This window comes from Trichocoleus sp. DQ-A1, assembly GCF_039961955.1.
Taxonomy (GTDB): domain Bacteria; phylum Cyanobacteriota; class Cyanobacteriia; order Cyanobacteriales; family FACHB-T130; genus FACHB-T130.
The window spans coordinates 1-22,067 of the sequence record NZ_JAMPKE010000050.1 but is presented as its reverse complement, the minus strand read 5'-3'; the positions used below and the strand labels follow the sequence as shown (position 1 = coordinate 22,067).

Genomic DNA, 22,067 nt, shown 5'->3' with positions numbered 1-22,067 from the left:
TTTTAGCTTTAAAAAGATGTCATTTCAATAGGTAATGGTTACTGCCTGTACCTTTTAAAATGACGAAGATTTGTTAATAGAAACAAATATCTTTTATTCTAAAATTATTCAACACCAATTAATCAATTCATTCTAATTAACGCCAGTTACTCAAAAATTATAACCAACTCCAATTAAAAGTCCGACATCAGCATTGCGATTAGCGGGGAAGCCTGCATTTGCCCGTACCGTGCCCGTTAAGTCTCTTGATAACGGAACATCAACGCCGCCAGAAATAAGTGGACTGATATTCAGACCATCGGCAATCCTGAGCATGACTCCTCCACCCAGGAAAGGGGAGATAATAGTTTGTCCAGATGCACCGCGAATGGGAAACTCACCAGTTAGGGCAATCATCGAAGTTGCAGTGCGATCGCCAAATATGATTGTGGCATCGTGCAAAGACAGGTTCTCCGTAAATCCGACCTTGGTCAGAATCGCTAGACCTCCCGTTCCTAGGGCAGTCGTATCACCCGCTAGTCCGATAGCACCTCCAAGACCGATATAGCTGCGTCGGGGACGAGATTCTGGTTCGGGATTGACCTGCGCTTTCAGCGGTGCATTTGTTTGTGAAGGGACTGCATCTGATTGCTGCAAAACACCTTTAAAAGTAGCATCAGGGGTTGACAGTGAACCTGCTGACTGGGCGTAGGATTGTGCTGGCTCTAAGATAGCGGAGCTAACTAAGCAGACAAGACTCAGTTTTAGAAAACTTACAAAAGGCTGCAACATCATTTTTTTACTCATGATTGATTATAGGCGTTGCTCAAAGAGGAATGCTTTCCTGAGTAAAATGGAACAATTAACCTGTCCACCCCTTTTCCGAAATGAAGTGTCCAAACGGTAACGCCGCTGAGGTGTCAAAAAACAGTCATCATAAAGATTGAATCATGTGGGCGCGATCGCGTGTTTGTTGAGGAACTGTTGTTTCTTCTCACAACTCAAAGAGCGTCAGATATCCCAAATCCGTTTATGCAACTCGCAATTGAGCAGGCATCTCGTAGCACCCGTTTTTTGGCTTTTCTCTATCTTCTATTTAATTGTAACCTTCTACTTACTAGCAGTTTTTTTATAGATTCGGAAAAGCTTTTTTCCAGGGTAAGCGATCGCATCCTTGGAACGCTAACAGCTAAACTCATCGGCGACAGATAACCCGAAACGAAATCTAACTCTTGAAGTGAGATGGAAGGTAGGCGCGATCGCACTGCAATAGTCCATAAGTGTTGTAACCAGTAGCTAGCGAAGAAAACCTAATATTACCTAGACAGAACCAGAGGCTTTTGCCCGTTCGCTGCAAGGATTGCTTAGATCTGTCAATGTAACGTGCAATATCTTCACTCAAGAGCCATACGCTAGCTGACGATAGTCATAACAAACTGGTTCAGAGAATTCACAATTTTCTAACTGAGAACCATCATTCAGCGCTTTATTAAAGGCATTTACTTCTGCACTCCATTCAGCAATAGCCAAGAATGCATCACTATCACCTTTATCCTTTCTCCACGCCTCGGCTATGTTGTAAGCTGCCTGGAAAATAGGCTGATTGCACAAAGATACTCGATTCTCGTGTTCAGTAACTGGGTCAATCCATACAAAATTAGGTTGTAGCACAGCACCTTTGCTCTCTAGAAGAACGCGACCGAAGGCTAAGGGTATGAAGACCACTAGCTCAAAAGCATCGGCTCGACACACACCCGATTTTTGGATAATCTTGACAAGTTCATCTTCATAAGAACTATACGAATAAAAGAAAATTTGGATAGCTTTGTTTACCAACTTGATCGCAAAATCATCGCTAATTGTTGCCCGATCTTGGTGTTCTAACAGGCACAATACCCAGTCTCTTTCCTGCTGAGCATGGCAATAATCGGGTTGAAGTTCTAGCGCTCTGTCATAACTGATAATTGCCTCTTCATAACGCTTGAGGCTTCTTAGTGTATTCCCTCTGTTATACCAAGCAAGGGGATCGTTTGAGTCGATTTCCAGCGCTTCATTAAAGTTGTCGAGTGCTTCTTCGTAGCAATAGAGGTAGTCACACAACAAAGCACCACGACAAAGCAAAGCTGCGCCAAGGTCAGGTTGAATCTCCAAAGCCTTATCATAGCTGGCTAGAGCTGCCTCGTACTGACCCAGCTTCCTCAGCACTCTACCTCGATCGGTCAGGATGGAAGGAGAATCTGCTGCTAATTCCAAGGCTTTGTTAAGACTGACAAGAGCCTTATCGTAATCTCCCATATTTTCAATTACAGCACCGTGTGAATACCAAGCCATTACTGAATTAGGTTGGTACTTTATAGCTTGATTGAAACTAAAAAGTGCCTCTTCATTACGAGCTAAGCTATACAGAGTACGCCCTCGTTCTAACCATGCTTCGGAACCACTAGGATTGAAGCCGATCGCTTGATCGTAGCTGAGAAGTGCTGCCTCAATATCTCTTACAGCAGAGAGTGCAAGTCCGCGAGCATAGCAAACTGCGGCATGGTCTGGTTTAAATTCAAGGGCTTTATTGTAGCTAACGAGCGCCTCTTCATAGCGATCCAAATTAGCTAATGCCAAACCTCGTTCATACCAGGAGTCGTAATCATCCGTCTTGATTTCAATCGCCTTGTCATAACTGGCGATCGCTTCTTCATAACGTCCCACCTGGCAAAACAGGTACCCTAGAATATGCCAAGTTTCAGGCTGGTTGGGTTCAGATTGAAGGATTTTACTATAGTGGCTGATAGCTGATTCAATATGCTCTGGGTCTGGTAGTTCATCATGCATAAAGTTTTTCCTCAAAGGTATGGTTAGTAATTAGGTTGAAAACTACCTGATTTTTGATTGCTGTCCACAGAATTGCCTGATATTCTTTATAAATTAAGTGGGTGGTAGAGGAGTCGAACCTCTCTGGTGCTGGTTAAAAGCCAACTGGACAGCCGCTATGACGAACCATCGCCACTCAATCGCTGCTTGGTCGGCTGGAAACCCATAACCGAAGAACGTGTTCAGAGCATTCGGTTTTTAAAGTGAAACTTCCTTCGCTCCGGTACCTAACTTATTAGTTGATTTCCTGACTGCTCATTTTACAAATATCGTGAGACGCGCAGCTTGACCATATGTTATGCGGCAACAACAGCATACCGCAGCACTTCTAAAACCTCAATGGGATCGCAACCATACAAACCTGCTCCCCAGGCTGCATTTTGTTCAACAACTGCCCATCCTCTTCCTTGAATCATACCTACGTCAATTACTGTTGCCTGAATAATCTCTACCTGTTCATCTGATAGTAGAGTTTCGATGAACTCCCGAACCTCGCACTCTTCCTCTTCAGTATGTACAAAATCATTCTCTCGCTGTAACTCTCCATCGCGGAGATAAACTGAGAATGTTTTCAGGGAGCGATTCAAAATAAAGCAACGAAATTCCTTTTTCCACTCCACAATTTCCGCTATTAGCACTGGCATCTCATCGGGATAATCGCTTGGCAATTCCTTACCTTGATAAACGCGGGCAGGGAAACTTTTGTCGTTTGGCGGTTTGATAAAAGCTGCTTTTTCTATGCTCCGTGCTTCACCGAGGGTACTGAGATAAACCCAACGCTTCCGATATTCTTCAGGTAAATTGGGTAGCCAATCATCTGGTGCGTCAAGTAAGTGAAGTCCAAGTTGCTCTGCTATCATCTCTGTCATCAATGCTTCCACATACAAGACTGGTTCGGGTACAAGTTTTAATTCATCAGGTAGCCGCCAGTTCATTAGTCGCTCGACTCGCCAACCCAGACGATTAGCTGCACGCCATAAAGCCTGAGAATCGTCAGTGTAGCGTGGAGTCAAAATCAGAGTTGGCATCGGTTACAAAGTCTTTAAATGCTAGCAGGCAATCTCTAATTATAAGCAAGCCACCGGGGAGCTACTGCCCCTCCTAGCTCTGCCTTATCAGCACAGTGCCTCACTTCTTGGCTTCCAGTGCTTCATGTAATGAAGTAGCGTCCTCAGCACATATCCATAAATACGAGTACTGCCATCTTTCCATCCCACATGACAAGCTGATAGCGATCGCATCTTTAGAACCCTAACAGCAAAACTCATCTTGACCTATATGCAAAGCAGAAGTATATGTTGGGTTTCCTTGCATTAACTCAAGCTATGGCGATGAGCGATCGCATTACACCAGGATCTTTTATCAATCTGCTCCAATATGTTGTTAAGGCACTGTCTCGACTGCATTACGGAATGCTTCAACGGCAAACGGCAATTCTCCCACGACAAACGCTAGCTCCTCAGGATTGGCAACAAGAAAGCCGAGATTATCAAGGTAAGCCAAGCACAGGAACACCTGCTTGAGGTTTATGTAATCAGAAGGCAATGGTTTGACGGTTTCGTAACCCTGTAAAAAGACTTTTCGTTGTTGCTCGTCAAGTTCCATAAGCGCTAAAGCAAGGTCATAAAGGTAAAAGCCGAAACCACAACGGTCAAAGTCAATGATGCAAACCTTTTCGTCACAGAGTAAGTAGTTACCAGAATGAAAGTCGGCATGAATAACACCAAAACTGTCTTGCTTGCGTTCCAAATGAGCAAAATAAGTGATTATGTGACTGGCATTGACCTTCAAACTGTTCAGGTCACTTTTATCTAATTCGGTGTTGCTTAAAGCCGTATACAACACCTCTAAACGCCCACTAAAATGGGCTTCATTAAACGTTTGGCGTTTGAAGCCTTCAGGTAGCTCAAACTGTTGCGAGTGTATGTGAAGTTGTGCCATCAGAGAGCCTACTTTTGCAAGCTGCTCATCGGTCAAAGTGTCCACAGTAGGTGGAATTTTCCCTTCTACCCAGGACATGAGCGTACACAGCGTTTCTGGTTCGCTATCAGCAGGTACACCTGTGACTAGCTCTCCGTTTAAATTAACAATAGGTTTAGGGAACACCAAGGTCGTGTCGCTTTGCAAACTGCTTAACCAAGCTAGTTCTGAAGATATAGCAACTCGGTCATGACATGCAGATGTGTGCAGACGTAGCACATAGGATTTATCGTCAGCATCTACTTTAAAGTTAGTGTTACTTGCTCCCCCTAAGCGCGTTAGCTGAGCATTTTCTAAACCATAGTTACGAAGTGCTTCAATTGCAAGCTGTAAAAACGTTTTGTTGTTCATCGTCTATGGTTGTTCATGATCCAATGAATCGACTGGAATGAAACAGACAAATTCCCATCGTTAGTATATGTACCTCAGTACCAGCCTATTGAGACTGGTGTTTTGCTGTTTAGCTATCTCCTCCAGTTGCCTCTTTACTTCAGGGTCTAGCTTGATGCTGAGTGTCATCTTGGTTGCTATTCCAAAAGGATACTCTGACTAGAGTAGTAGAGTAGCTAATGAATAATCAGCAGCTCTGAGAAACCTGTGTTAGCCCTCTTGAACCTGGGACTCAACACCAAAATTTATATCAGTCAGTCCACGGGGAAGGTACTGGCTCTCCTACAGCAATGTTGTAAGCATTGCACCTGGCTTTTCGGTTTCTAGTGGAAATAATGGGTGGTATAGGAGTCGAACCTATATGGTGCTGGTTAAAAGCCAGCTGCACAAGCCGCTATGCCAACCACCCGCACAAATGAAACTGCCAGAGTGGGGGTCGAACCCACAACCCTCCGATTAACAGTCGGATGCTCCGCCATTGAGCTATCTGGCATTAACCCCTTACCCAAGAGTCGAACTTGGCTACCATTCTTAGGAGGAATAGGTCTGCATCCCGCAGGCAAGGGAAGTTTTACCCCGTGCCAGTCGAAAAAGCATTTGGTTTTGTCGGTAGAGAGCCGAGTGTGTATGCTTTGTCTGTCAGGACACGGGTAAAAATTGGCTCCGGGAGTAGGACTCGTAGGCGCAGCCTTCAAGGGAGAGTATCTACAACGCCGTAGTTAACAGCTACAAACTCTACCGCTTGCGCTATCCCGGAATAACCCCTCGCCCAAGAGTCGAACTTGGTCGCCAGCCTTCGGAGGGCTAGGTCTGCATCCCGCAAGCAAGGGAAACCCCTCTGGATGGAGTCGAACCATCAAGTCCGGCGTTCGTAGCACCAGATCCTATTCCGTTGGCAGAGGGAAATCCACTGGGAAGGTACTGCCCCTTCTATAGCCGCGTTATCAGCACGGTGCTTCGCTTTTCAGCCTCCAGTGGACAAAGGAAGATGGAGGAATCGAACCTCTACGACATCTCTGCCGTACCACGGGTTTCAAGGCCGCTTGCCGTCCATTCGGCGGCATCTTCCGAGTTGAATAACGGAAGCTGGAGGAGTCGAACCCCTACAGTTATTCACTGCACTCCTGTGTTCGAGACAGGTTGCCGTCCTTTCGGCAGCAGCTTCCATTCAGGGGTATCTGACGGGAATCGAACCCGCTATGACTGGTTCCACAAACCAGCGCCGCTACCACTTTGGCTTCAGACACCATCATGGAGTCAAGGAGAATCGAACTCCTGACCTCTTGCGTGCAAAGCAAGCGCTCGTGCCTTTTGAGCTATGACCCCTAAATTTTGTGGATACTGGTCAGAATCGAACTGACATCTTTCTACTTGCAAGGTAGACGCTCTACCAATTGAGCTACAGACCCGTATTTTGTGTTCTTGAATGCGATCGCATTCTCGCGTGCAAGTTATCAGAGCATTTTGCGTTTTCTCAGTTACTAGAGGGACTCCGCCGATGAGTTGTTACACACTCTTTAAAGGATGGCTACCTTGAAGCCAACCTGCCGGGTTCTTCGCACTCCTCGTTCTCAAACGCCCGCTGTGTTTGAACAGCGTTACTTTTCCTCTCGTACTAAAGTATGTAGGCTCTAAAAATTGGGTCACGTAAGATGCGATCGCCGTAATTGCAAAATATCAACAAACCAACTTAATTCACCTCCTTAAATTAAGAAGCGTTAAACCAGCGCCTCCACTAGGATTTGAACCTAGGACAATCACTTTAGAAGAGTGCTGCTCTTTCCCCTGAGCTATGGAGGCAATCTAAATTGGTAGTCCTGGCAGGATTTGAACCCGCAACCCCTTGCTTGTAAGGCAAACGCTCCACCATTGAGCTACAGGACTACGAAAGCGAGTGATGGGACTCGAACCCATGCGCTGAGTGTGGCGCACTCAGATGCTAGCCGCTACATCACACCCGCATATTTAACAGAGCGGACAACGGGACTCGAACCCGTATCATAAGCTTGGAAGGCTAATGTGCTAGCCATTGCACCATATCCGCATATCTAAAATCTGAAACTGCTTGAGGCGTTGATTCTAGTTGTGAGGGAATCCTATTTTTCTGATGACAATCGACTTTGAAATTCTCCAAATATTCTGCTTTCTTTAGAAGAGTCAAATACAGAAAATAGAACGCTTTTGAATCTCCCCCAAAATTGACCGTTGGGTAATAAGAAATCTGCAAACATTTGGGCAACCATTGATGGCTCATTTTTAAATACCCCACATCCCCAAGCCCCTAAAACTAGAGCATCGCATCCATAGTAAACAGCTAAGCTCAACAATTTTGCACCGCGACTATACAGAACTTCGGGTATTTTTTCAGCATCCTTGGGTTGGTTTCTCCAAATGGCACCAGCATTAGGAGCTGGACTTGTTATGAAATCAACCAGATAAGGTTTCTCTAGCAGAGTTCCATCATCTTTTCGGAAAATTGGACAATCGGGTGAGTAGATTATGCGATCCGAGTATAAGAGCGATCGCTGAGAACGATGGAAATCGTAGTATTCGGGACATTTTAACAGGCTTTTATAAAGTGCCGAACTACGCGCCAGACTCTCTTCTTGGGCTTGAGCGCCTTTGAGAAATCCACCTCCAGGGTTTTTAGCAGAAGCAAAATTGAGAACGGCAATTTTTTGAAAGTTTTGCGATCGCGTTATGCGTTCTGCTCCCATAAGAGTTGTCTCATTCCTAACCTCAAATTCTATATTTGAGAATTGAGGAGAGCTAGAGAAAACGTCTTGTTTGATAGTTGAGAGGGTATCGGGTTCGTAGTATTTTGTCTGAGCGAGACAGGATACCAGTTCTTGACCAATATTGACCTGTTTACCTTCAGGACAGAAGTAGTAGCCTGCTTCGAGAATTTCTAGCGTGTCTTGAGCGATCGCAATCCGCCTCATGATTTCTGCTCTAATTCGTTAGCACAAAATTAACAGACGATTAGCCTCTGCATTTTAGCGATGCCATTCAGTTCAACAAGATATAGAGAAGAAGTGAGCTAAAGCATCTGTAACCGTCATCGTTGTCATATTTCCCTCCTCTTTAAACTCAAAAAATAGACTGTTAGCATAGCCACACCCAAGCAGATGGCGAGACTCGAACTCGCATAGGCAGTTTACAAGGCTGCTGTGTTGCCATTAACACCACACCTGCAATCAGAAAGCAGACGGCGGGGGTTGTTCGCGTCAGCGTTCCCGTTCGGCGTTAGCCGTTACCGAAGGCTAGGGTACACACATCAAGGGCTTACCATGCCCTTATGTTTCCGGTTACGCCACATCTGCTTGAAGCAGGCGGCGAGAGTCGAACTCGCATCAGAAGATTACGAAACTTCTATGCTTGCCATTGCACCACGCCTGCAATTTGGTGGCGGGGGCAGGAGTTGAACCTGCTGATAAGAGGCTTATGAGACCTCCAAGCCTACCCTGGCTACTTCACCCGCATCGCACCAATGCCCCTGACTGGACTTGAACCAGCAACCTCTTCGTTCTAAGCGAAGCGCCTCGTGCCAATTGGGCTACAGGGGCAAAATGATTGGTCTATTCGTATTCGGGCTTTAACACCCAATACCCCTGGCTGGGATCGAACCAGCATAAACTTTGCACTCAACAAAGTATGTCTACCTGTTGCATCACAGGGGTAAATCGGGGTGGCAGGATTTGAACCTGCGACCTTCAGCTCCCAAAGCTGCCGCGCTAGCCAAGCTGCGCCACACCCCGTTAATGCTCCTGGTGGGATTTGAACCCACACATAGACTGTTTTTAAGACAGCCGCCTACTTCCAATTGGGCTACAGGAGCGAGTTTTTATGCTCCCGGTGAGACTCGAACTCACACATAGACTGTTTTTGAGACAGCCGCCTACTTCCAATTGGGCTACAGGAGCGTGATGAAAGCTGCCCTCTCAGGGGCAGAACTGGGGAGGCAGGGCTTGAACCTGCATTTTTCCGCTTTCAAAGAGCGGTGCCATGCCATTAGGCGACTCCCCAATAAATGCCGAGGTAGGATTCGCACCTACAACTTCATAATTCAGAGTTATGCGACTTGCTATTCGTCCACTCGGCAATGAAAGGCTGCCCTGGTAGGGATTGAACCTACGACCGTTCGCTTAACAGGCGACTGCTCTTCCACTGAGCTACAAGGCAATGACAGCCCCCCAGGTCAGAATCGAACTGACGACCTCCTGTGCTTCAAACAGGCGCTAACTACCAACTGAGCTACCGGGGGAAGTTTCAACGGAGAGGACAGGATTTGAACCTGCGTTAGGTAAAACCTAATCAGACTTTCCAAGTCTGCGCCTTAAGCCACTCGACCACCTCTCCAAGTTGACGAGAGCGGAGGAACTTGAACCCCCACGTCTACCCTCCGGGAAGCAAGCTACGGTTTCGTAGACAGAGAGTTTATCCAGTTAAACTACGCTCTCAATGGCGCGGGGACTGAGATTTGAACTCAGATCATCGATTTTGGAGATCGAGATGTTGCCAATTACACCATCCCCATATACGATTTGAACTTTGAATCTAAAATTAAAAATCCAAAGTCCAATGGGTCGGGCAGGATTTGCACCTGCAACCAAAAAAGGACGATTTTACAGACCGCTGCCCACCCTAATAGGCGAGCCGACCCAAATGAAAAAGGCGGAGAGGACAGGACTCGAACCTGCAATGGGTTGCCCCAAACTTCTTTAGCAGAAAAGCGCTTTTACCATTCAGCCACCTCTCCAGATAGCCCCAAAGGGATTTGTAGGCGAAGCCTTCTCGAAGGGTACCCTTGTACTCGCCTTGAGGGGGCGATGTCCTAAACCGCTAGACGATGAGGCTTTGAGTAGGAGTAGTAGGAATTGAACCTACGACGAGCCTCTTATGAGAAGGCTGCTCTACCACCTGAGCTATACTCCCTCGATTGCAGTCTTGAGGGCAGTGGGAGTAGCAGGACTCGAACCTGCAACCATACGGTTAAGAGCCGCCTGCTCTGCCAATTGAGCTATACTCCCTTTGAGAGGTCGAGGTGGGATTTGAACCCACGAATTTCTCTTTTGCAGAGAGACGCCTTAAGCCTCTTGGCGACTCGACCTCGGCGATTTGGGCAATTTACAATCTGAAAGAAACAGATACTAAATCGCCCCATAGTCCCAACGGGGTTTGAACCCGTATTCCAGTATTGAAAGCACTGTGTCCTAGCCGCTTAGACGATGGGACCTTGTAGCGAGATGAGATTAAGAATTTTTATCTCTATTTGCTGAACGAGGCTGACGGGACTTGAACCCGCGACATCTTGTTCGACAGACAAGCACTCTACGCAACTGAGTTACAGCCTCATCAATTCAGCAATCTTGCTACAAACGTGTTACATCTCCGGGCTGTGGGGGGCATTGCTTGCTAGGCTATCCCCCCACTTGAGATGTCTGTGCTTAATTAAAAATGCACAGTATCAATCGTTAAATAGGTGATTTCTTATTCAGTTTTCAAGGTTCAGAAAAAGATGGAAAATATTTACAGAAATAATCGCCTTTCTAGGTAATAAACCTGTTGGGTATTACGCCTAGATTCAGCAGTTTTGGTTTGAGTGAGGTGTGTATTATCCGCTTGTTCAGTATCTACTTCAGATTTTTGGGAAGTAGGCTGATGCTGCACCTCAAAGGATTCTGGCGGATGCCAGCCTTTATTGATTCGTTGGATGTAAAGTAACATCATGACTTTTTTGGGTTAGAGGTTTTTGTCTCTTCCCCTCTTTCAATATATTTATACTACATAAATACTACATAAAGTGTCAAGGGGTTGGGAAAAATATTTTTATAATTTTGGAAAGATGCAGGAAATAAACCTAAACTCCTGACTGAGCTTAAGTTTTATGCCTGACATTTTGCCAAGTCATCTATATATATAAGGAATTGCAGGCTGTAGTATGGGATGTGCGATCGCTCATCCCCTGGTGGATGGTTCCCTGGCAGATAGCACTGACGCAAGACAAAATCGAGGGTCACTGACTCTAGAGCGATCGCTTATCCTACAAAAACTTAGATTGAAAACGCTTCAATCTCGCTATTACTCCACTCTCGCCGCGATCGCTCAGCGATAAACGGTCGGACTTTGAACTTCGGAGGGCGACCGTCAAAGACATCAATTCGCAAAAATGAGTAAGGTCGTCGCTTCTGCAACCCCTGACCATGACGACCGACAAAAAGCAGCGATTTTGCCACCAAGCGGGTGTCACCGCCCTTGATTCCCCCAAAATCCTCCGTCAATTCTGCTCCCTCAGACCGCTGACGGCGGAGACTGTGACCGCTGCCACCACAAACGATCCAATTGATATTGGAGTCACCGTATCCGGTATCGCCAGTTTGGAGATATTCCAGGCAGTGAGCGTGACCGTTCAGAATCAGATCGACCAGCGGACGCCCCTCCGCCTGGTTTCCGACTGCTTGCTTCACCGCATCTAACACCCGGCGGAGACGCTGACGAACTGCTAAAGTTTGCGCCTGGTGCCACTTCGTCGCCTCTGTAACATAGGGGGGATGGTGGAAATAAATGACCCGCCCGCGCACCTCGGCGGTATTCCAAGATTCAATCAGCCTTTGCCTCAACCAGTCCAGCTGCTCGAAATCAGTGACTGTCGTTTCGTCGGCTGCCAGTTGCTTGTTGATGTCAATCAAAAGTTCGTCGATTTGCTCTAGTTTGGCTTGATTGTCATCCAGCTGTTCAGCCTCTTCGGGTCGCCCGGAACTCAGTAGAGCTGAGGCTTCCATGATTTGAAGTTTCTGCCGTTCCAGGTCAGACCGACGATTTTCCAATTCGCTACGGTAGTCGTCCCCCTCTTGAGTCGTTGGCAGGGGGATTGGCGCATTGAAAGTATTTGAATCGAGTGCAAAGAAATCAATCCCACCGCTACGAAACGTGTAATAGCGGTTAGGTAAGCGGGTGAAGCGTCCCGGTTGATAAGAAAGACAGCGACCTGTATCCGTCTTGGCAGTGTAATGACGATCTAGATGACGAGCCAGTTCACTGTCGCTATTGAACGCTTTGAGGTAGTCAAGAAACGCTCGTGCATAGGCATTCCCTTGACCCGAACCGTGCCAGCCAATGTCCAAATCTAACTGGGAGCGCAGCAGGCGGCGTAAGGGCAGCGAAGCCTGGGCGATTAAACCATAGATAAAGGGTAGGTCATAGTAATCGTGGTTCCCTGGCACCGGCAAGAACGGCATATTAAAGACCATTTGATCGTAGGCAATGCGTTCCGGGCGATCGCCTCCTACCAAAAACTCTCGGTAGGGAGAAATAAAGTTTTTTAGGTAGTATTCGCTGGAGCCAACCAGATAGATCACGTCGCCGGTGTGCAACACGAAACGGCTCTGTTCGCGGTGGGCAAGCATGAGTTCTGCGATTTGTCGTTGGGGGTTGTATCCTCGATAGGAGCCGGAGCCACTATCCCCCACAACTAAAAATGAGAACTCCGGAGTGTCAGAAGCGCCATCGTCTAAAACCATCCGGGTTTGATCGATTCCTCGTTCCACAAGACTCGGTGCAAGCCATCGCACTCGTTCGTTCATCTTACGGATTTTGACCGAGATCGGTGGATCGGATACAAATTGCATAGCTGCTTTACTCCCAGATTTCTCTGTGCCCTCGTTGCTCGTCCCACTGCATGCTGATTGTACCTGCCTGCGTCCGCAGAAGGCTTCTATCGGTTTATATTAGTTTTCCGATCGGCGAGAGCGACGAGTAGCTTGCTTGTAGTCTAGAAGTATAGACACGATGTAATCTGAATCTATCCGCCGTTTTAATGTCTATGACTGAGCAACGTGATGCTGATTCGTCGTCAATGGATTCTCAGCAACCTAGCGAACCAACGGATGCTGTGACGACTGAGTCGGTCAATGATTCTCCCAAAAACCGCATTGCGGGTGTTTGGAACGACGCAACCGCACGCTTGAGGCAACTGCTACCTGTAGAACAAGTGGCACAAAAGACTGTTGGGTGGTTTAGTGTCAGCGAAGACCGAGTTGCAGAGATTTTGGAGACGGTTCGAGCCGAACTCCCAACTACGGAAGCCTTGTTGATTGGGAAACCTCAAGCTGGAAAAAGTTCGATTGTGCGGGGGCTGACGGGCGTTTCTGCTGAGATTGTCGGTCAGGGATTTCGCCCGCACACGCAACACACGCAACGGTATGCTTATCCTTCTAGCGACGTGCCGTTACTCATTTTTACGGATACGGTCGGGCTGGGAGATGTAAATCAGGACACTCAGGCGATCGTTCAGGAGTTGGTTGGCGATTTGCAACAGGAGAGCCGTTCTGCCAGAATTCTGATTCTGACGGTCAAAATTAATGATTTTGCAACCGACACACTGCGACAGATTACGACTCAGCTGCGTCAGCAGTATCCAGATATTCCCTGTCTGCTAGCTGTCACCTGCTTGCATGAGGTTTATCCTCCCGGTACTAACGATCATCCCGCTTATCCACCCGATTATGAGGAGGTTAACCGAGCTTTCGGTGCCATTCAACAAGCGTTTGCCGGAGTGTGCGATCGCTCCGTTATGATTGACTTCACCCTGGAAGAAGATGGTTACACGCCGGTATTTTATGGCTTAGAGGCGCTGCGAGATACCTTGGCAGACCTCCTACCAGAAGCGGAAGCGCGGGCGATTTATCAATTATTAGATAAGGGCGCTAGCGAACAAATTGGCAACCTCTACCGAGATGTTGGACGCCGTTATATGTTGGCATTTTCCATCATGGCAGCCGCGATCGAGGCGGTACCGTTGCCATTTGCCACCATGCCTGTCCTAACTGCCTTGCAAGTCTCAATGGTCGGTTTGTTAGGAAAATTGTACGGGCAAACCCTGAGTCCATCGCAGGCGGGGGGGGTCGTTAGCGCGATCGCGAGTGGTTTCCTAGCACGGGCAATCGGACGGGAGTTAATTAAATTCTTACCGGGTTTTGGGAGCGCGATCGCTGCTTCCTGGGCAGCTGCCTACACCTGGTCATTGGGCGAAGGTGCCTGCGTTTATTTTGGTGACTTAATGGGGGGTAAAAAACCCGATCGTCAGAAAATTCAGTCTGTGATGCAAGAAGCGTTTAAAACAGCGCAAGAACGATTTAAAGGAATCAAGCGTTGATAAAACCTGTGCCAATTTGCATTGCAGCAAGAACTGAAACAGCGCATTTTAGCTATCTTTTCAATTGGAAGACCAGGCAGAGGTTATTTGTAGTATTAATATTGAGTCAAGATTAGTTTCATCAAATTCCCATCTAAAAAAAGCCAATCCATCCAAAATCCCATGTGTAAAATAACGATTAGCCAAAACACTCCTTGGTAAGAAGCTTTGCTACTCTTATGGCGTAGTTTCTGTTGGGCTATAAATGCACCTAGCCATCCACCTGCTAATTCACACAGATGCAGAGTAACTTCTGGTATTCTCCATTGCCCCTTTCTTGCACGAGATTTATCTTCGGCGTAAATTACAAACGTAATGAAACCCATCACTGGATAAAGGATTAAAACTATCACTGGATAAAGGATGAACCTCATCACTGTATTAACGATTAAAGGTGATGCATTGAAAATTATGAAGGTAAATTTAATAAGTCCTAAAAGAGGTAATATATACAGCAAAAAAGCTTTCAAAGCCAAAAAAATCCAGATGATTTAGGTTGAGATATATCTCCTTCAATTAATGCGCTTTTAGCTCGTAATTTTCCATTCTTTTCAACTGCTATTTGATAGTATATCGTCTCACCTACTTTTGGACGTTGATTAGAATTCTTTAGCGCAGTGATATGAATAAAAACCTCTTGACCTCCCTTTTCTGGTTTTATAAAACCAAAACCCTTATCGTCCTTCCATACTGTTAGCTTACCTTTATGCATAGTAAGTTCCCTAAAGTAACCTTATGTCCATATCAACTAGAAATCAGCCTTTAGGCGTGCGTTTATTCCAATTCTCATAACGACCTAGCTGCCTAATCAAAGTATCCGTGCTGCTGAGTATAGCTAACACTCGTTTCGCAGAAATACCCGTAAATATAGCGGTCTAATATTTATTCAACCATCCCTAGTGGTTTAACACACTGATTCGTCATGATGTTTTACAGGAAGCGGTCTAGCATCCCAAAATAGTGATTAATCAAAGTAATGGGATGCAAATAGCAGGGTTAAATTAGATGGTGAGCAGCGAATAATGATGAGAGGTTAGCTTTCCTGCGTTATTTAACTTCAATGCACTACATCATAAGACAGTTGCACAAGACCAGAATCATAAGTTTGACATTTAGTAAGATTCAAAGATTGAGAAATTGTTCCATTATCAAATAATGGAATTCCTTCACCCAATATCGTTGGATGTATTGAAAGAATTAGCTCATCTACTAGGTTCTGACTCATTAAGGCATGAGTCAGTTGAGATCCGCCAACTAACCAGATATTCTTTCCATCTACCTGACGCAATTGCTCTACAAATTCCGTGATGTCTTCCCTGATAACTTCAGCATTGCTATCTGCTGGAAAGAGAGGATTTTTTGTAAACACATAGCTTTTTACACCTTTGTAAGGATACTCACCGAAAGTCAGCACTTGCTCGTAAGTTTTCCTACCCATCAGAAGAGTATCAACACTGGCGAAGAATTCTGAATAGCCGTAATCTTGGTCTGTAAATAACCAATCAATGTCGCCAGACTGCCGCGCAATATAACCGTCTAAACTGGATGCAATGAACAGGATAACTTTACGCATTGCTCTTTTTCCTATACCTTTTCCTTTGCTGGTGGTACGATGCCAAGCTTATTCAAACCTTTATCCAGTACCTTTAGTAACTGAAAATCTTGCTCTGGCAAGGGATAAGTGCTACTGGTGAACAATCCTGCACTTTGAGAAGGGCGCTTTTCTAGGAAGGAGAATGCTTGTCGAAACTGATGCGGTTCTGCTTGAATTGGCGAGTCAAAATGGCAGGGAATAATTCGCTGAAAGTCCCAACTTGCTACCTTATCTGCCCATTCGATAGTTTCTTTCGGTGCGCGGTTGAGAATCAAAGTTTGTAGAATTGGTGCCACAAACAGACGACCATCTCCTCGCAGCGCATCGAACGACCGCTTCCAATCTGGCTTCCATCTGAAGGGAAACAAACCGAAATAAGCTTTCTTAGAACGTTCCGGTGCTTTGAGAGCATTGCGAAACACTTCACCCCATTTGGGGACTTCTAGTACGCCTGGTTGGAAGTACAAAGTAAATAGGGAGATGCGCTGCCATCCCTTCCGGCGATTTGCCTGAGTGTTGGCAACGATATCAGATGCCTGCTCCTTGGCATGGAACAGCAAAGGATAGGGATCTAATTGGACAATTGCAGGCGGATCTTCTGGTATGGAAATTACCGAATCGGTTACAAGTAGCGTGCGCGATCGCTTGTGAAAAAATGCAACTTCCGCAAACTTACCCGGTCCCAGGTAGATAGGACCCAGTATCGCGTAGTCAAACTGGTTGGCAAAGGGAGTGGTGCTACTGTCTTGTGGAAGTACCTGAGTGCGTTTGGAAGGCAATCCCAGCCAACTGAGGGGGAGATTGAGGGGAAAACTCCACTGAGAAGGAGCCACAAAAACCTGTGCAAGCGGAAAACATCTGGCAAAGGGACCCACGAAGACTTTGTGTTCTAGTCCAGAAATAGTGGGTAGGATGATGTACTTGACATCTCCGTGTTCTGCTACCAATTCTTTAACAAGCCGGATACACTCAGGAGTCGGCGCAACCGGCGCATAGACGAGCAAACCCCCTTCATCTAGCTTAACGACCGTCATGCGAATGGGCACGACAACGTAGAAGATGCCCTGAAGCTGGTCAAAAGTCCAGACTGTATCCTGAACGACTTCTTTGCGGATTGTCCGCCGACTGCCAAAAGGATAGAGAGGCAAAGTGAACCAGAAAGACCAGGAAAAGTCCCTCAGATGAATCTGTTCTTCGTTTAGTGTGCGTTCATCATCAGCCACTTCACGACCCCCTTCCGCATTCGCTCAATCTGTGTTTATTTGAACTTCAGAAGTTGGAGTTTAGCAAATTGTCGTCACAATAAACTACATTTTTGTTAAAACTCAGCCTGCTTATACCATTTTAGATTTTAGATTTCAAATTTTGGATGGTAGAAGACTGGCTGCGATCGCGTACAGCCCTTTGGGCATGAAAACAGCGAAGCGAGGCGTTAGCCTAGCGCTGACTTGTCAGTTCGCGTCCTTGCCAGTAGCCACTAACAACAATTTATTTGTACTCTAGCGCCCCTAAATGATTCCTGAAGGCGAGATACCCGAAAACTCTTACGGAGTCGGGTATCTGAAGGGTTAGCTCACCACTCAAATGCTAGGATTGCGACTACACGCTATTGAAGGCTGAACGCGGTTTCTGGGCGATTGCACAAGAACTCCGGAATTTGGGATTTTACGGTTGAAGTCTTTGAGATGGTTTTTTTAAAGAGCGATCGCGTCTATATGTCACGGCTAACGGAGTGTGGCTTGAGATGAACCCAATTTACTTAGTTACAGCCATTTTTCTCGTCTTTGTCACCTACACAAAACCTAGTTGGTTTTGGCAAACCCGAAAGACACTCCTCATTAGGCGTAGAATTGGCGATCGCGCTACAGCTATTTTTTGTTACGCACTTGTAGTAGCGCTCATCATCAGCGCGATTATTTAATAATCGCTCCCACAATCCTTTCCTTCTGCAAGCCTTGCTAGTATGCCAATGCCTTTGGCAAATCTTTGGCATACTAGCACTTTTACCTTTCGTTCTTTTCCTTGAAAGTCAAGCTAGAAATCATAGTTTGTAACTCGACTTTGTGTTGAGATTCTCAGGGAGATACGGCTTTCAATCCTGTAGCTGTCAGGATGACCGTAGATCCTTTTTTTACTGTTAAGGTTGTTGAAGAATTAGATTCTTCAGTTTGATCGGGACTGCTGATTGGTGTCTCAAGAATGTAAAAATAATCCCCATTCGCCCACCCTGTAGTGCAACTTCCATCCCGGCAAGTGATTTTACCTCCAGTTAAATTGATGCATTTTCCATTAGCATCACAACCACGGTAGCTAAGATTTCCCGTTCCATTGACTCCTGACCAAGATTTTGCATTACCAACCGTTATTGTCCACTCACCATTACTGAGAGTTTGTGAGTCAGTTGGAGCTTGAGAGTTTCCATCATCGATAATCTCCATTTTGGTGATGAGAGATTCTTGTTTGCTTTTGCCGCAAGGTTCGATGCTTTCGCAATCATTAACGGAGAGGATTTCATAAGAGTTACGAACTTTCTTAAATAAGAAAGTTTTTTCTTGTTCGCAGACTTCAAATGATGCGCCAACATTCCTCTCGATTCTGTTTTCATCCACTAAGGTGACGTAGCATTTGAGGTCGCCCTGTACCATGCTTTTGACGGTACCAATGGTTGGCTGCTCGGTTGAAGCTTGCTTATTTTTATCGCGTTTAACTTCGGTCTTCGTTTGAGCTTTATTAAAAGAATTAGTGCTAATTTCGGTGTTTTTTTCAGTCTTATTAGAAGGATTAGCTTTAATTTCGGTATCTGTTTGAGCTTTATTAGAAGAATCTGCCTTAGTTTCCGGGGCAATATTTGGTTGATTTTCCTGAGAAGCATTAGGAGGTGAGTTACCACAACTCACAAGCCAGACAGAGCAAATCGTGAATGCAATTGTCTTGGTCAAATTTTTCATGTTTGAGTTTTTTCCAAAATTGAGTGAGTGCATTCTTGATAACTACGCTTTTGGGTCAGTAATAGGTATCTTCACTTTAAATTCTGTGTTTCCCGAAGCGCTAGAAAGTCTATGTTTTCCCAATAAGTTCTAAAATCCATATAGACCAAGGGTTTTAGTTCGGAAAAAAGAAATTAATATTTGCTGTTTTTTGGCTAATCCTCTTCTCTTTTGGTGAGGCTACACATCAGATACCCCCAAACTCTGCCAAGGGAGCGCTCGCATCGCACAGGGATGACTGAGTGCATACGCCTATGCGATCGCTAGAAAAAAGAAGCTATTTTTTCTCTTTGCAAGGAGTATCGGGGAGAAATCAGGATTCTCACTACCGTTTTTAAAAAAAAGAATATTTTCTCCCTTTTTCAAGGAGTTTAGGCAAGCTCGTACCTTATCCGAAAAGGATTAGAGTCTGCCTTTGATCAAGAAATTTAGCGATTTTGGGTGGACTTGTTTGGATAGTGTACTTACTAGAGTGATTTTTCCCGTTTAACTGATTCAAACCTGTAAGAAGAATCACAGTAAAGGGAACTCAGAGTTATGACCGATGCCCGTCAAATGAAGATTCAATGGATTACTGCTGAATTCAAGCGGCTAAACGCACAGCTTTCCGAGCTTTTGGAACAACAAAAGCAGATACCAAGGGAATCTTGCGATTGGTGGCAATTGCAGGATCTGATTAGCGAAGTGGAAGACGAGATAGAGGCGTTGGTTTTTACCTCTAGTTGATTCATTATGCGTTCCCGATCGCTTCTATAGCAGTCTTGAGCCAATCAATGTAAGTTTGTTCTCTGCGGATCGCTAATTCTAGTCCGAGCCGTTGCAGAATCTGCTCGCGGCTCGCAGAGCGATCGCTTAGGGTTGGCAAGTCAATATTTTCACACTCAGCTAGCTTTTGGCGGCGTGCGGTTAGTTGCTCCTCTAATAGTTGAAGGATAGCTTCATCCGGTAACTGCGCCGCAAAATGCAACTGCACGAGCAAGGGATCTCGCACGGTTGGCAAGGGCTGAGGGCATTGCAGCCATCGGATTAATTCGGCTTGTCCTGCCTCCGTCACGCTGTAAACTTTGCGATTTGGGCGATCGCTCTGAACCTCTACAGTACAGGTAATCCACCCTTGCCCAACCAGTTTATCGAGGGTTCTGTAGATTTGGGCTTGGTCTGCGGGCCACAAGTGAGCAATACATCGATCGAAGCAGCTGGTTTTCAGGTCGTAACCCGTCCTCTCTTCTTGCTGAAGTAAACCCAGAATTGCGTGTGCTAGAGACATAGACGGTTTTCCGAAGAATGAAGTAGTGGAAACTCTATTGGTTACTTACGATCTTATGCTAGTATATGACTAATCATATATAGGAGCAATCAAGGTAAATGAGAGGAATGATGGTTGGCTCTGATAAAGAACAAAACGGCTTGGTCTTGAGTTGAACCAGGCACCAGCTTCTTGCCGACTGGGGTTGATGACCCCATTTAGATAGATTTTCATACTCTGCAAGTGCTGGTTATCCGCATATTCTTCGCCAGGGTTCTTATTAAACTGATAACTAAGGCATCAAGGAGACAGTTGATGACGACTCAAATACGAACGATGCGAACGGTTGCAGGCATCATTAACAGTGTCGAAACGCTGGAGGGTGAAGGGATGCTTGTGCGCCGCCCATTCCCTAAAAGCGCCTTTTCCCACTTCGACCCCTTCCTCCTCCTTGATGAATTAGGGCCGGTTGATTTTGATCCGGGTCAAGCAAAAGGAGCGCCGGATCATCCCCATCGGGGCTTTGAGACGGTTTCCTATGTCCTTGAAGGGCGCTTGGAACACAAAGATTCACAGGGTCATGCAGGACAGTTGGGTGCTGGTGATGTGCAGTGGATGACAGCAGGAGCGGGTGTTGTCCATTCAGAAATGCCAGAGCGAGAATTTGCTCGGTCTGGCGGACGGCTTCACGGACTGCAACTTTGGGTGAATCTGCCTCGGCGGGACAAGATGATGAAACCTCGTTATCAGGAAATCTCGGCGGAGCAAATTCCCACTGCTCAGACTGATGATGGCTTGGTAAGGGTAAAAGCGATCGCTGGAGAAGCGCTGGGAGCGAAAGCAGCGATCGCAACGCAAACTCCGATAATGTACCTGCACTTCACGCTCCAACCGGGCGGAACAGTGGTTCAGCCGGTGCCAAAAGAATACAATGCCTTTACATATGTGCTGGATGGAGAAGGTTTGTTTGGTGCAGACAAGGAACGTGCAGGAGATGGGCAGATGGTGTTGTTTGCACAAGATGGTGGGGAAGTAGCGATCGCCAATCCATCAGATGCGCGATCGCCATTGGATGTGCTGCTCATTGCAGGCGTACCGCTAAACGAGCCAGTTGTCCGCTACGGGCCATTCGTGATGAATACCCAAGCAGAAATTGTTCAAGCAATTGAAGATTATCGTAACGGGAGGATGGGTTCCATTGACTTCTAACACACTGCTACAACGAATACATCAACATCAATATCTGCGCGATCTGCGGAACAAATTGCTGCACCTCCACCGGGTGTTGCTTGACACAGAACGCATCACTTACGAACAGGTGCGCGGACGGGTATCAAACACAGAACTCCTGAAACTTGTGATTGAGCACGAACAATTTGCGTGGCTGCATCGCCTTTCTGAGCTGGTTGTGCAAATTGATGAAATGCTCTCTAGCGATGAGCCGGTATCGCTGGATGATATCCAAAATCTGATTACCAATGCCCGCACGTTGCTGACGCCGTCAGAGCAAGGCAATGAATTTGCCCGGAAATACTACAATGCTTTCCAACGCGAACCGGGCGTTGTGTTGGCACACGCAACGGTATCAGAGCTGCTTGCACCTGATAAATAAGGCTAAGTGAAGAAAAAGCACCGCAATTTACCTTGCGGTGCTTTTCTATTGGTACGGAAATCTTTGAGAGTCCTTTAGTGCAAGCAACGATCTAGGCTTCATCTAACTAACGTGAGTTCGGGATAAAAAAGGGCGGAGCAGATACGCTGAAAGTGCTGAGTTCTCAAGTATCTACCCGCCCATGCTTAGTTTAGAAGCTTTGTTTTGCCACGTCGATGATT

At 46.1% G+C, this 22,067-nt stretch carries 18 protein-coding genes and 29 tRNA genes; 4 read left to right on the top strand and 43 right to left on the bottom strand.

Features of this window, described 5'->3' with window-relative positions:
- Positions 1-150: 150 nt before the first annotated feature.
- The 37 genes from NDI33_RS26260 to NDI33_RS26080 form a co-directional block, all read right to left on the bottom strand.
- Complete coding sequence (locus tag NDI33_RS26260) at positions 151-786, bottom strand: hypothetical protein (protein WP_190675866.1); 636 nt, start codon at positions 784-786, stop codon at positions 151-153.
- A 591-nt stretch (positions 787-1,377) separates the two neighbouring features.
- Positions 1,378-2,805, bottom strand: a complete 1,428-nt coding sequence (locus tag NDI33_RS26255) for a tetratricopeptide repeat protein (RefSeq protein WP_190675864.1) — start codon at positions 2,803-2,805, stop codon at positions 1,378-1,380.
- Positions 2,806-3,140: 335 nt separating this feature from the next.
- On the bottom strand, positions 3,141-3,872 hold the full coding sequence (locus NDI33_RS26250) for an ATP-grasp domain-containing protein (RefSeq protein WP_190675862.1): 732 nt from the start codon (positions 3,870-3,872) through the stop codon (positions 3,141-3,143).
- A gap of 355 nt (positions 3,873-4,227) precedes the next feature.
- Positions 4,228-5,175: a phosphotransferase gene (locus NDI33_RS26245; protein WP_190675860.1), complete on the bottom strand. Its 948-nt coding sequence runs from the start codon at positions 5,173-5,175 to the stop codon at positions 4,228-4,230.
- Between the two features lie 375 nt (positions 5,176-5,550).
- Positions 5,551-5,623 (bottom strand) — tRNA-Lys (locus NDI33_RS26240).
- A gap of 12 nt (positions 5,624-5,635) precedes the next feature.
- Positions 5,636-5,707 (bottom strand) — tRNA-Asn (locus NDI33_RS26235).
- Between the two features lie 165 nt (positions 5,708-5,872).
- Positions 5,873-5,971: transfer RNA gene (locus NDI33_RS26230), tRNA-Asn, on the bottom strand.
- A 323-nt stretch (positions 5,972-6,294) separates the two neighbouring features.
- Positions 6,295-6,380 (bottom strand) — tRNA-Ser (locus NDI33_RS26225).
- 7 nt (positions 6,381-6,387) lie between these two features.
- Positions 6,388-6,461: transfer RNA gene (locus tag NDI33_RS26220), tRNA-His, on the bottom strand.
- 5 nt (positions 6,462-6,466) lie between these two features.
- Positions 6,467-6,540, bottom strand: a tRNA-Ala gene (locus tag NDI33_RS26215).
- 9 nt (positions 6,541-6,549) lie between these two features.
- A tRNA-Ala gene (locus NDI33_RS26210) sits at positions 6,550-6,623 on the bottom strand.
- A gap of 318 nt (positions 6,624-6,941) precedes the next feature.
- Positions 6,942-7,014 (bottom strand) — tRNA-Arg (locus NDI33_RS26205).
- Between the two features lie 9 nt (positions 7,015-7,023).
- Positions 7,024-7,098 (bottom strand) — tRNA-Val (locus NDI33_RS26200).
- Positions 7,099-7,103: 5 nt separating this feature from the next.
- Positions 7,104-7,175: transfer RNA gene (locus tag NDI33_RS26195), tRNA-Gly, on the bottom strand.
- 11 nt (positions 7,176-7,186) lie between these two features.
- Positions 7,187-7,258 (bottom strand) — tRNA-Gly (locus tag NDI33_RS26190).
- A gap of 52 nt (positions 7,259-7,310) precedes the next feature.
- Complete coding sequence (locus NDI33_RS26185; protein ID WP_190675858.1) at positions 7,311-8,156, bottom strand: TIGR02452 family protein; 846 nt, start codon at positions 8,154-8,156, stop codon at positions 7,311-7,313.
- A 181-nt stretch (positions 8,157-8,337) separates the two neighbouring features.
- Positions 8,338-8,409: transfer RNA gene (locus NDI33_RS26180), tRNA-Thr, on the bottom strand.
- A gap of 132 nt (positions 8,410-8,541) precedes the next feature.
- Positions 8,542-8,613 (bottom strand) — tRNA-Thr (locus NDI33_RS26175).
- Positions 8,614-8,705: 92 nt separating this feature from the next.
- Positions 8,706-8,780, bottom strand: a tRNA-Leu gene (locus NDI33_RS26170).
- Positions 8,781-8,897: 117 nt separating this feature from the next.
- Positions 8,898-8,972 (bottom strand) — tRNA-Pro (locus NDI33_RS26165).
- A 4-nt stretch (positions 8,973-8,976) separates the two neighbouring features.
- A tRNA-Leu gene (locus NDI33_RS26160) sits at positions 8,977-9,052 on the bottom strand.
- Between the two features lie 9 nt (positions 9,053-9,061).
- Positions 9,062-9,137 (bottom strand) — tRNA-Leu (locus NDI33_RS26155).
- A gap of 30 nt (positions 9,138-9,167) precedes the next feature.
- Positions 9,168-9,240, bottom strand: a tRNA-Gln gene (locus tag NDI33_RS26150).
- A 4-nt stretch (positions 9,241-9,244) separates the two neighbouring features.
- A tRNA-Gln gene (locus tag NDI33_RS26145) sits at positions 9,245-9,316 on the bottom strand.
- A gap of 8 nt (positions 9,317-9,324) precedes the next feature.
- A tRNA-Asn gene (locus NDI33_RS26140) sits at positions 9,325-9,396 on the bottom strand.
- Positions 9,397-9,403: 7 nt separating this feature from the next.
- Positions 9,404-9,478: transfer RNA gene (locus NDI33_RS26135), tRNA-Phe, on the bottom strand.
- A gap of 9 nt (positions 9,479-9,487) precedes the next feature.
- Positions 9,488-9,573 (bottom strand) — tRNA-Ser (locus NDI33_RS26130).
- A gap of 223 nt (positions 9,574-9,796) precedes the next feature.
- Positions 9,797-9,877 (bottom strand) — tRNA-Tyr (locus NDI33_RS26125).
- A gap of 12 nt (positions 9,878-9,889) precedes the next feature.
- A tRNA-Ser gene (locus NDI33_RS26120) sits at positions 9,890-9,973 on the bottom strand.
- A 103-nt stretch (positions 9,974-10,076) separates the two neighbouring features.
- A tRNA-Met gene (locus NDI33_RS26115) sits at positions 10,077-10,149 on the bottom strand.
- A 22-nt stretch (positions 10,150-10,171) separates the two neighbouring features.
- Positions 10,172-10,244, bottom strand: a tRNA-Lys gene (locus NDI33_RS26110).
- Between the two features lie 6 nt (positions 10,245-10,250).
- Positions 10,251-10,324 (bottom strand) — tRNA-Cys (locus NDI33_RS26105).
- Between the two features lie 53 nt (positions 10,325-10,377).
- Positions 10,378-10,450: transfer RNA gene (locus NDI33_RS26100), tRNA-Glu, on the bottom strand.
- 44 nt (positions 10,451-10,494) lie between these two features.
- A tRNA-Asp gene (locus tag NDI33_RS26095) sits at positions 10,495-10,568 on the bottom strand.
- Positions 10,569-10,743: 175 nt separating this feature from the next.
- Complete coding sequence (locus tag NDI33_RS26090) at positions 10,744-10,944, bottom strand: hypothetical protein (RefSeq protein ID WP_190412523.1); 201 nt, start codon at positions 10,942-10,944, stop codon at positions 10,744-10,746.
- A gap of 155 nt (positions 10,945-11,099) precedes the next feature.
- The gene (locus NDI33_RS26085) at positions 11,100-11,234 is read right to left on the bottom strand and encodes a hypothetical protein (RefSeq protein WP_277878862.1); all 135 of its coding nucleotides are present in this window, start codon (positions 11,232-11,234) and stop codon (positions 11,100-11,102) included.
- A 33-nt stretch (positions 11,235-11,267) separates the two neighbouring features.
- Positions 11,268-12,842, bottom strand: coding sequence for a metallophosphoesterase (locus tag NDI33_RS26080; RefSeq protein WP_190675856.1), 1,575 nt, complete (start codon positions 12,840-12,842; stop codon positions 11,268-11,270).
- A gap of 194 nt (positions 12,843-13,036) precedes the next feature.
- Here NDI33_RS26080 and NDI33_RS26075 point away from each other — a divergent pair, with 194 nt between their 5' ends.
- Entirely contained in the window at positions 13,037-14,368 is a 1,332-nt protein-coding gene (locus NDI33_RS26075; RefSeq protein ID WP_190675854.1) for a GTPase, read from the top strand.
- A gap of 95 nt (positions 14,369-14,463) precedes the next feature.
- Here NDI33_RS26075 and NDI33_RS26070 read toward each other — a convergent pair whose 3' ends face one another.
- The 5 genes from NDI33_RS26070 to NDI33_RS26050 all read right to left on the bottom strand — a co-directional run bounded on the left by NDI33_RS26070 (position 14,464) and on the right by NDI33_RS26050 (position 18,949).
- Positions 14,464-14,883, bottom strand: a complete 420-nt coding sequence (locus NDI33_RS26070; RefSeq protein WP_199302440.1) for a DUF1294 domain-containing protein — start codon at positions 14,881-14,883, stop codon at positions 14,464-14,466.
- Complete coding sequence (locus NDI33_RS26065) at positions 14,874-15,119, bottom strand: cold shock domain-containing protein (RefSeq protein WP_199302439.1); 246 nt, start codon at positions 15,117-15,119, stop codon at positions 14,874-14,876. The genes NDI33_RS26070 and NDI33_RS26065 overlap by 10 nt, the downstream gene beginning before the upstream one ends.
- Before the next feature lie 345 nt (positions 15,120-15,464).
- Positions 15,465-15,980, bottom strand: a complete 516-nt coding sequence (locus NDI33_RS26060; protein WP_190412520.1) for a dihydrofolate reductase family protein — start codon at positions 15,978-15,980, stop codon at positions 15,465-15,467.
- Between the two features lie 11 nt (positions 15,981-15,991).
- A complete protein-coding gene (locus tag NDI33_RS26055; protein ID WP_190675852.1) occupies positions 15,992-17,224 on the bottom strand; it encodes a DUF4336 domain-containing protein in 1,233 nt (410 codons plus the stop codon).
- A gap of 852 nt (positions 17,225-18,076) precedes the next feature.
- The gene (locus NDI33_RS26050; protein ID WP_190675848.1) at positions 18,077-18,949 is read right to left on the bottom strand and encodes a hypothetical protein; all 873 of its coding nucleotides are present in this window, start codon (positions 18,947-18,949) and stop codon (positions 18,077-18,079) included.
- 576 nt (positions 18,950-19,525) lie between these two features.
- Between NDI33_RS26050 and NDI33_RS26045 the strand changes: the two genes are divergently transcribed.
- Positions 19,526-19,714: a hypothetical protein gene (locus NDI33_RS26045; RefSeq protein ID WP_190412516.1), complete on the top strand. Its 189-nt coding sequence runs from the start codon at positions 19,526-19,528 to the stop codon at positions 19,712-19,714.
- 4 nt (positions 19,715-19,718) lie between these two features.
- Here NDI33_RS26045 and NDI33_RS26040 read toward each other — a convergent pair whose 3' ends face one another.
- On the bottom strand, positions 19,719-20,255 hold the full coding sequence (locus NDI33_RS26040) for a PadR family transcriptional regulator (protein ID WP_190675846.1): 537 nt from the start codon (positions 20,253-20,255) through the stop codon (positions 19,719-19,721).
- A 294-nt stretch (positions 20,256-20,549) separates the two neighbouring features.
- Here NDI33_RS26040 and NDI33_RS26035 point away from each other — a divergent pair, with 294 nt between their 5' ends.
- Both NDI33_RS26035 and NDI33_RS26030 read left to right on the top strand, forming a co-directional pair.
- Positions 20,550-21,443, top strand: a complete 894-nt coding sequence (locus NDI33_RS26035; protein WP_190675844.1) for a pirin family protein — start codon at positions 20,550-20,552, stop codon at positions 21,441-21,443.
- On the top strand, positions 21,433-21,846 hold the full coding sequence (locus NDI33_RS26030; RefSeq protein WP_190675842.1) for a hypothetical protein: 414 nt from the start codon (positions 21,433-21,435) through the stop codon (positions 21,844-21,846). Before NDI33_RS26035 ends, NDI33_RS26030 begins: the two co-directional genes overlap by 11 nt.
- Positions 21,847-22,067 lie beyond the last annotated feature (221 nt).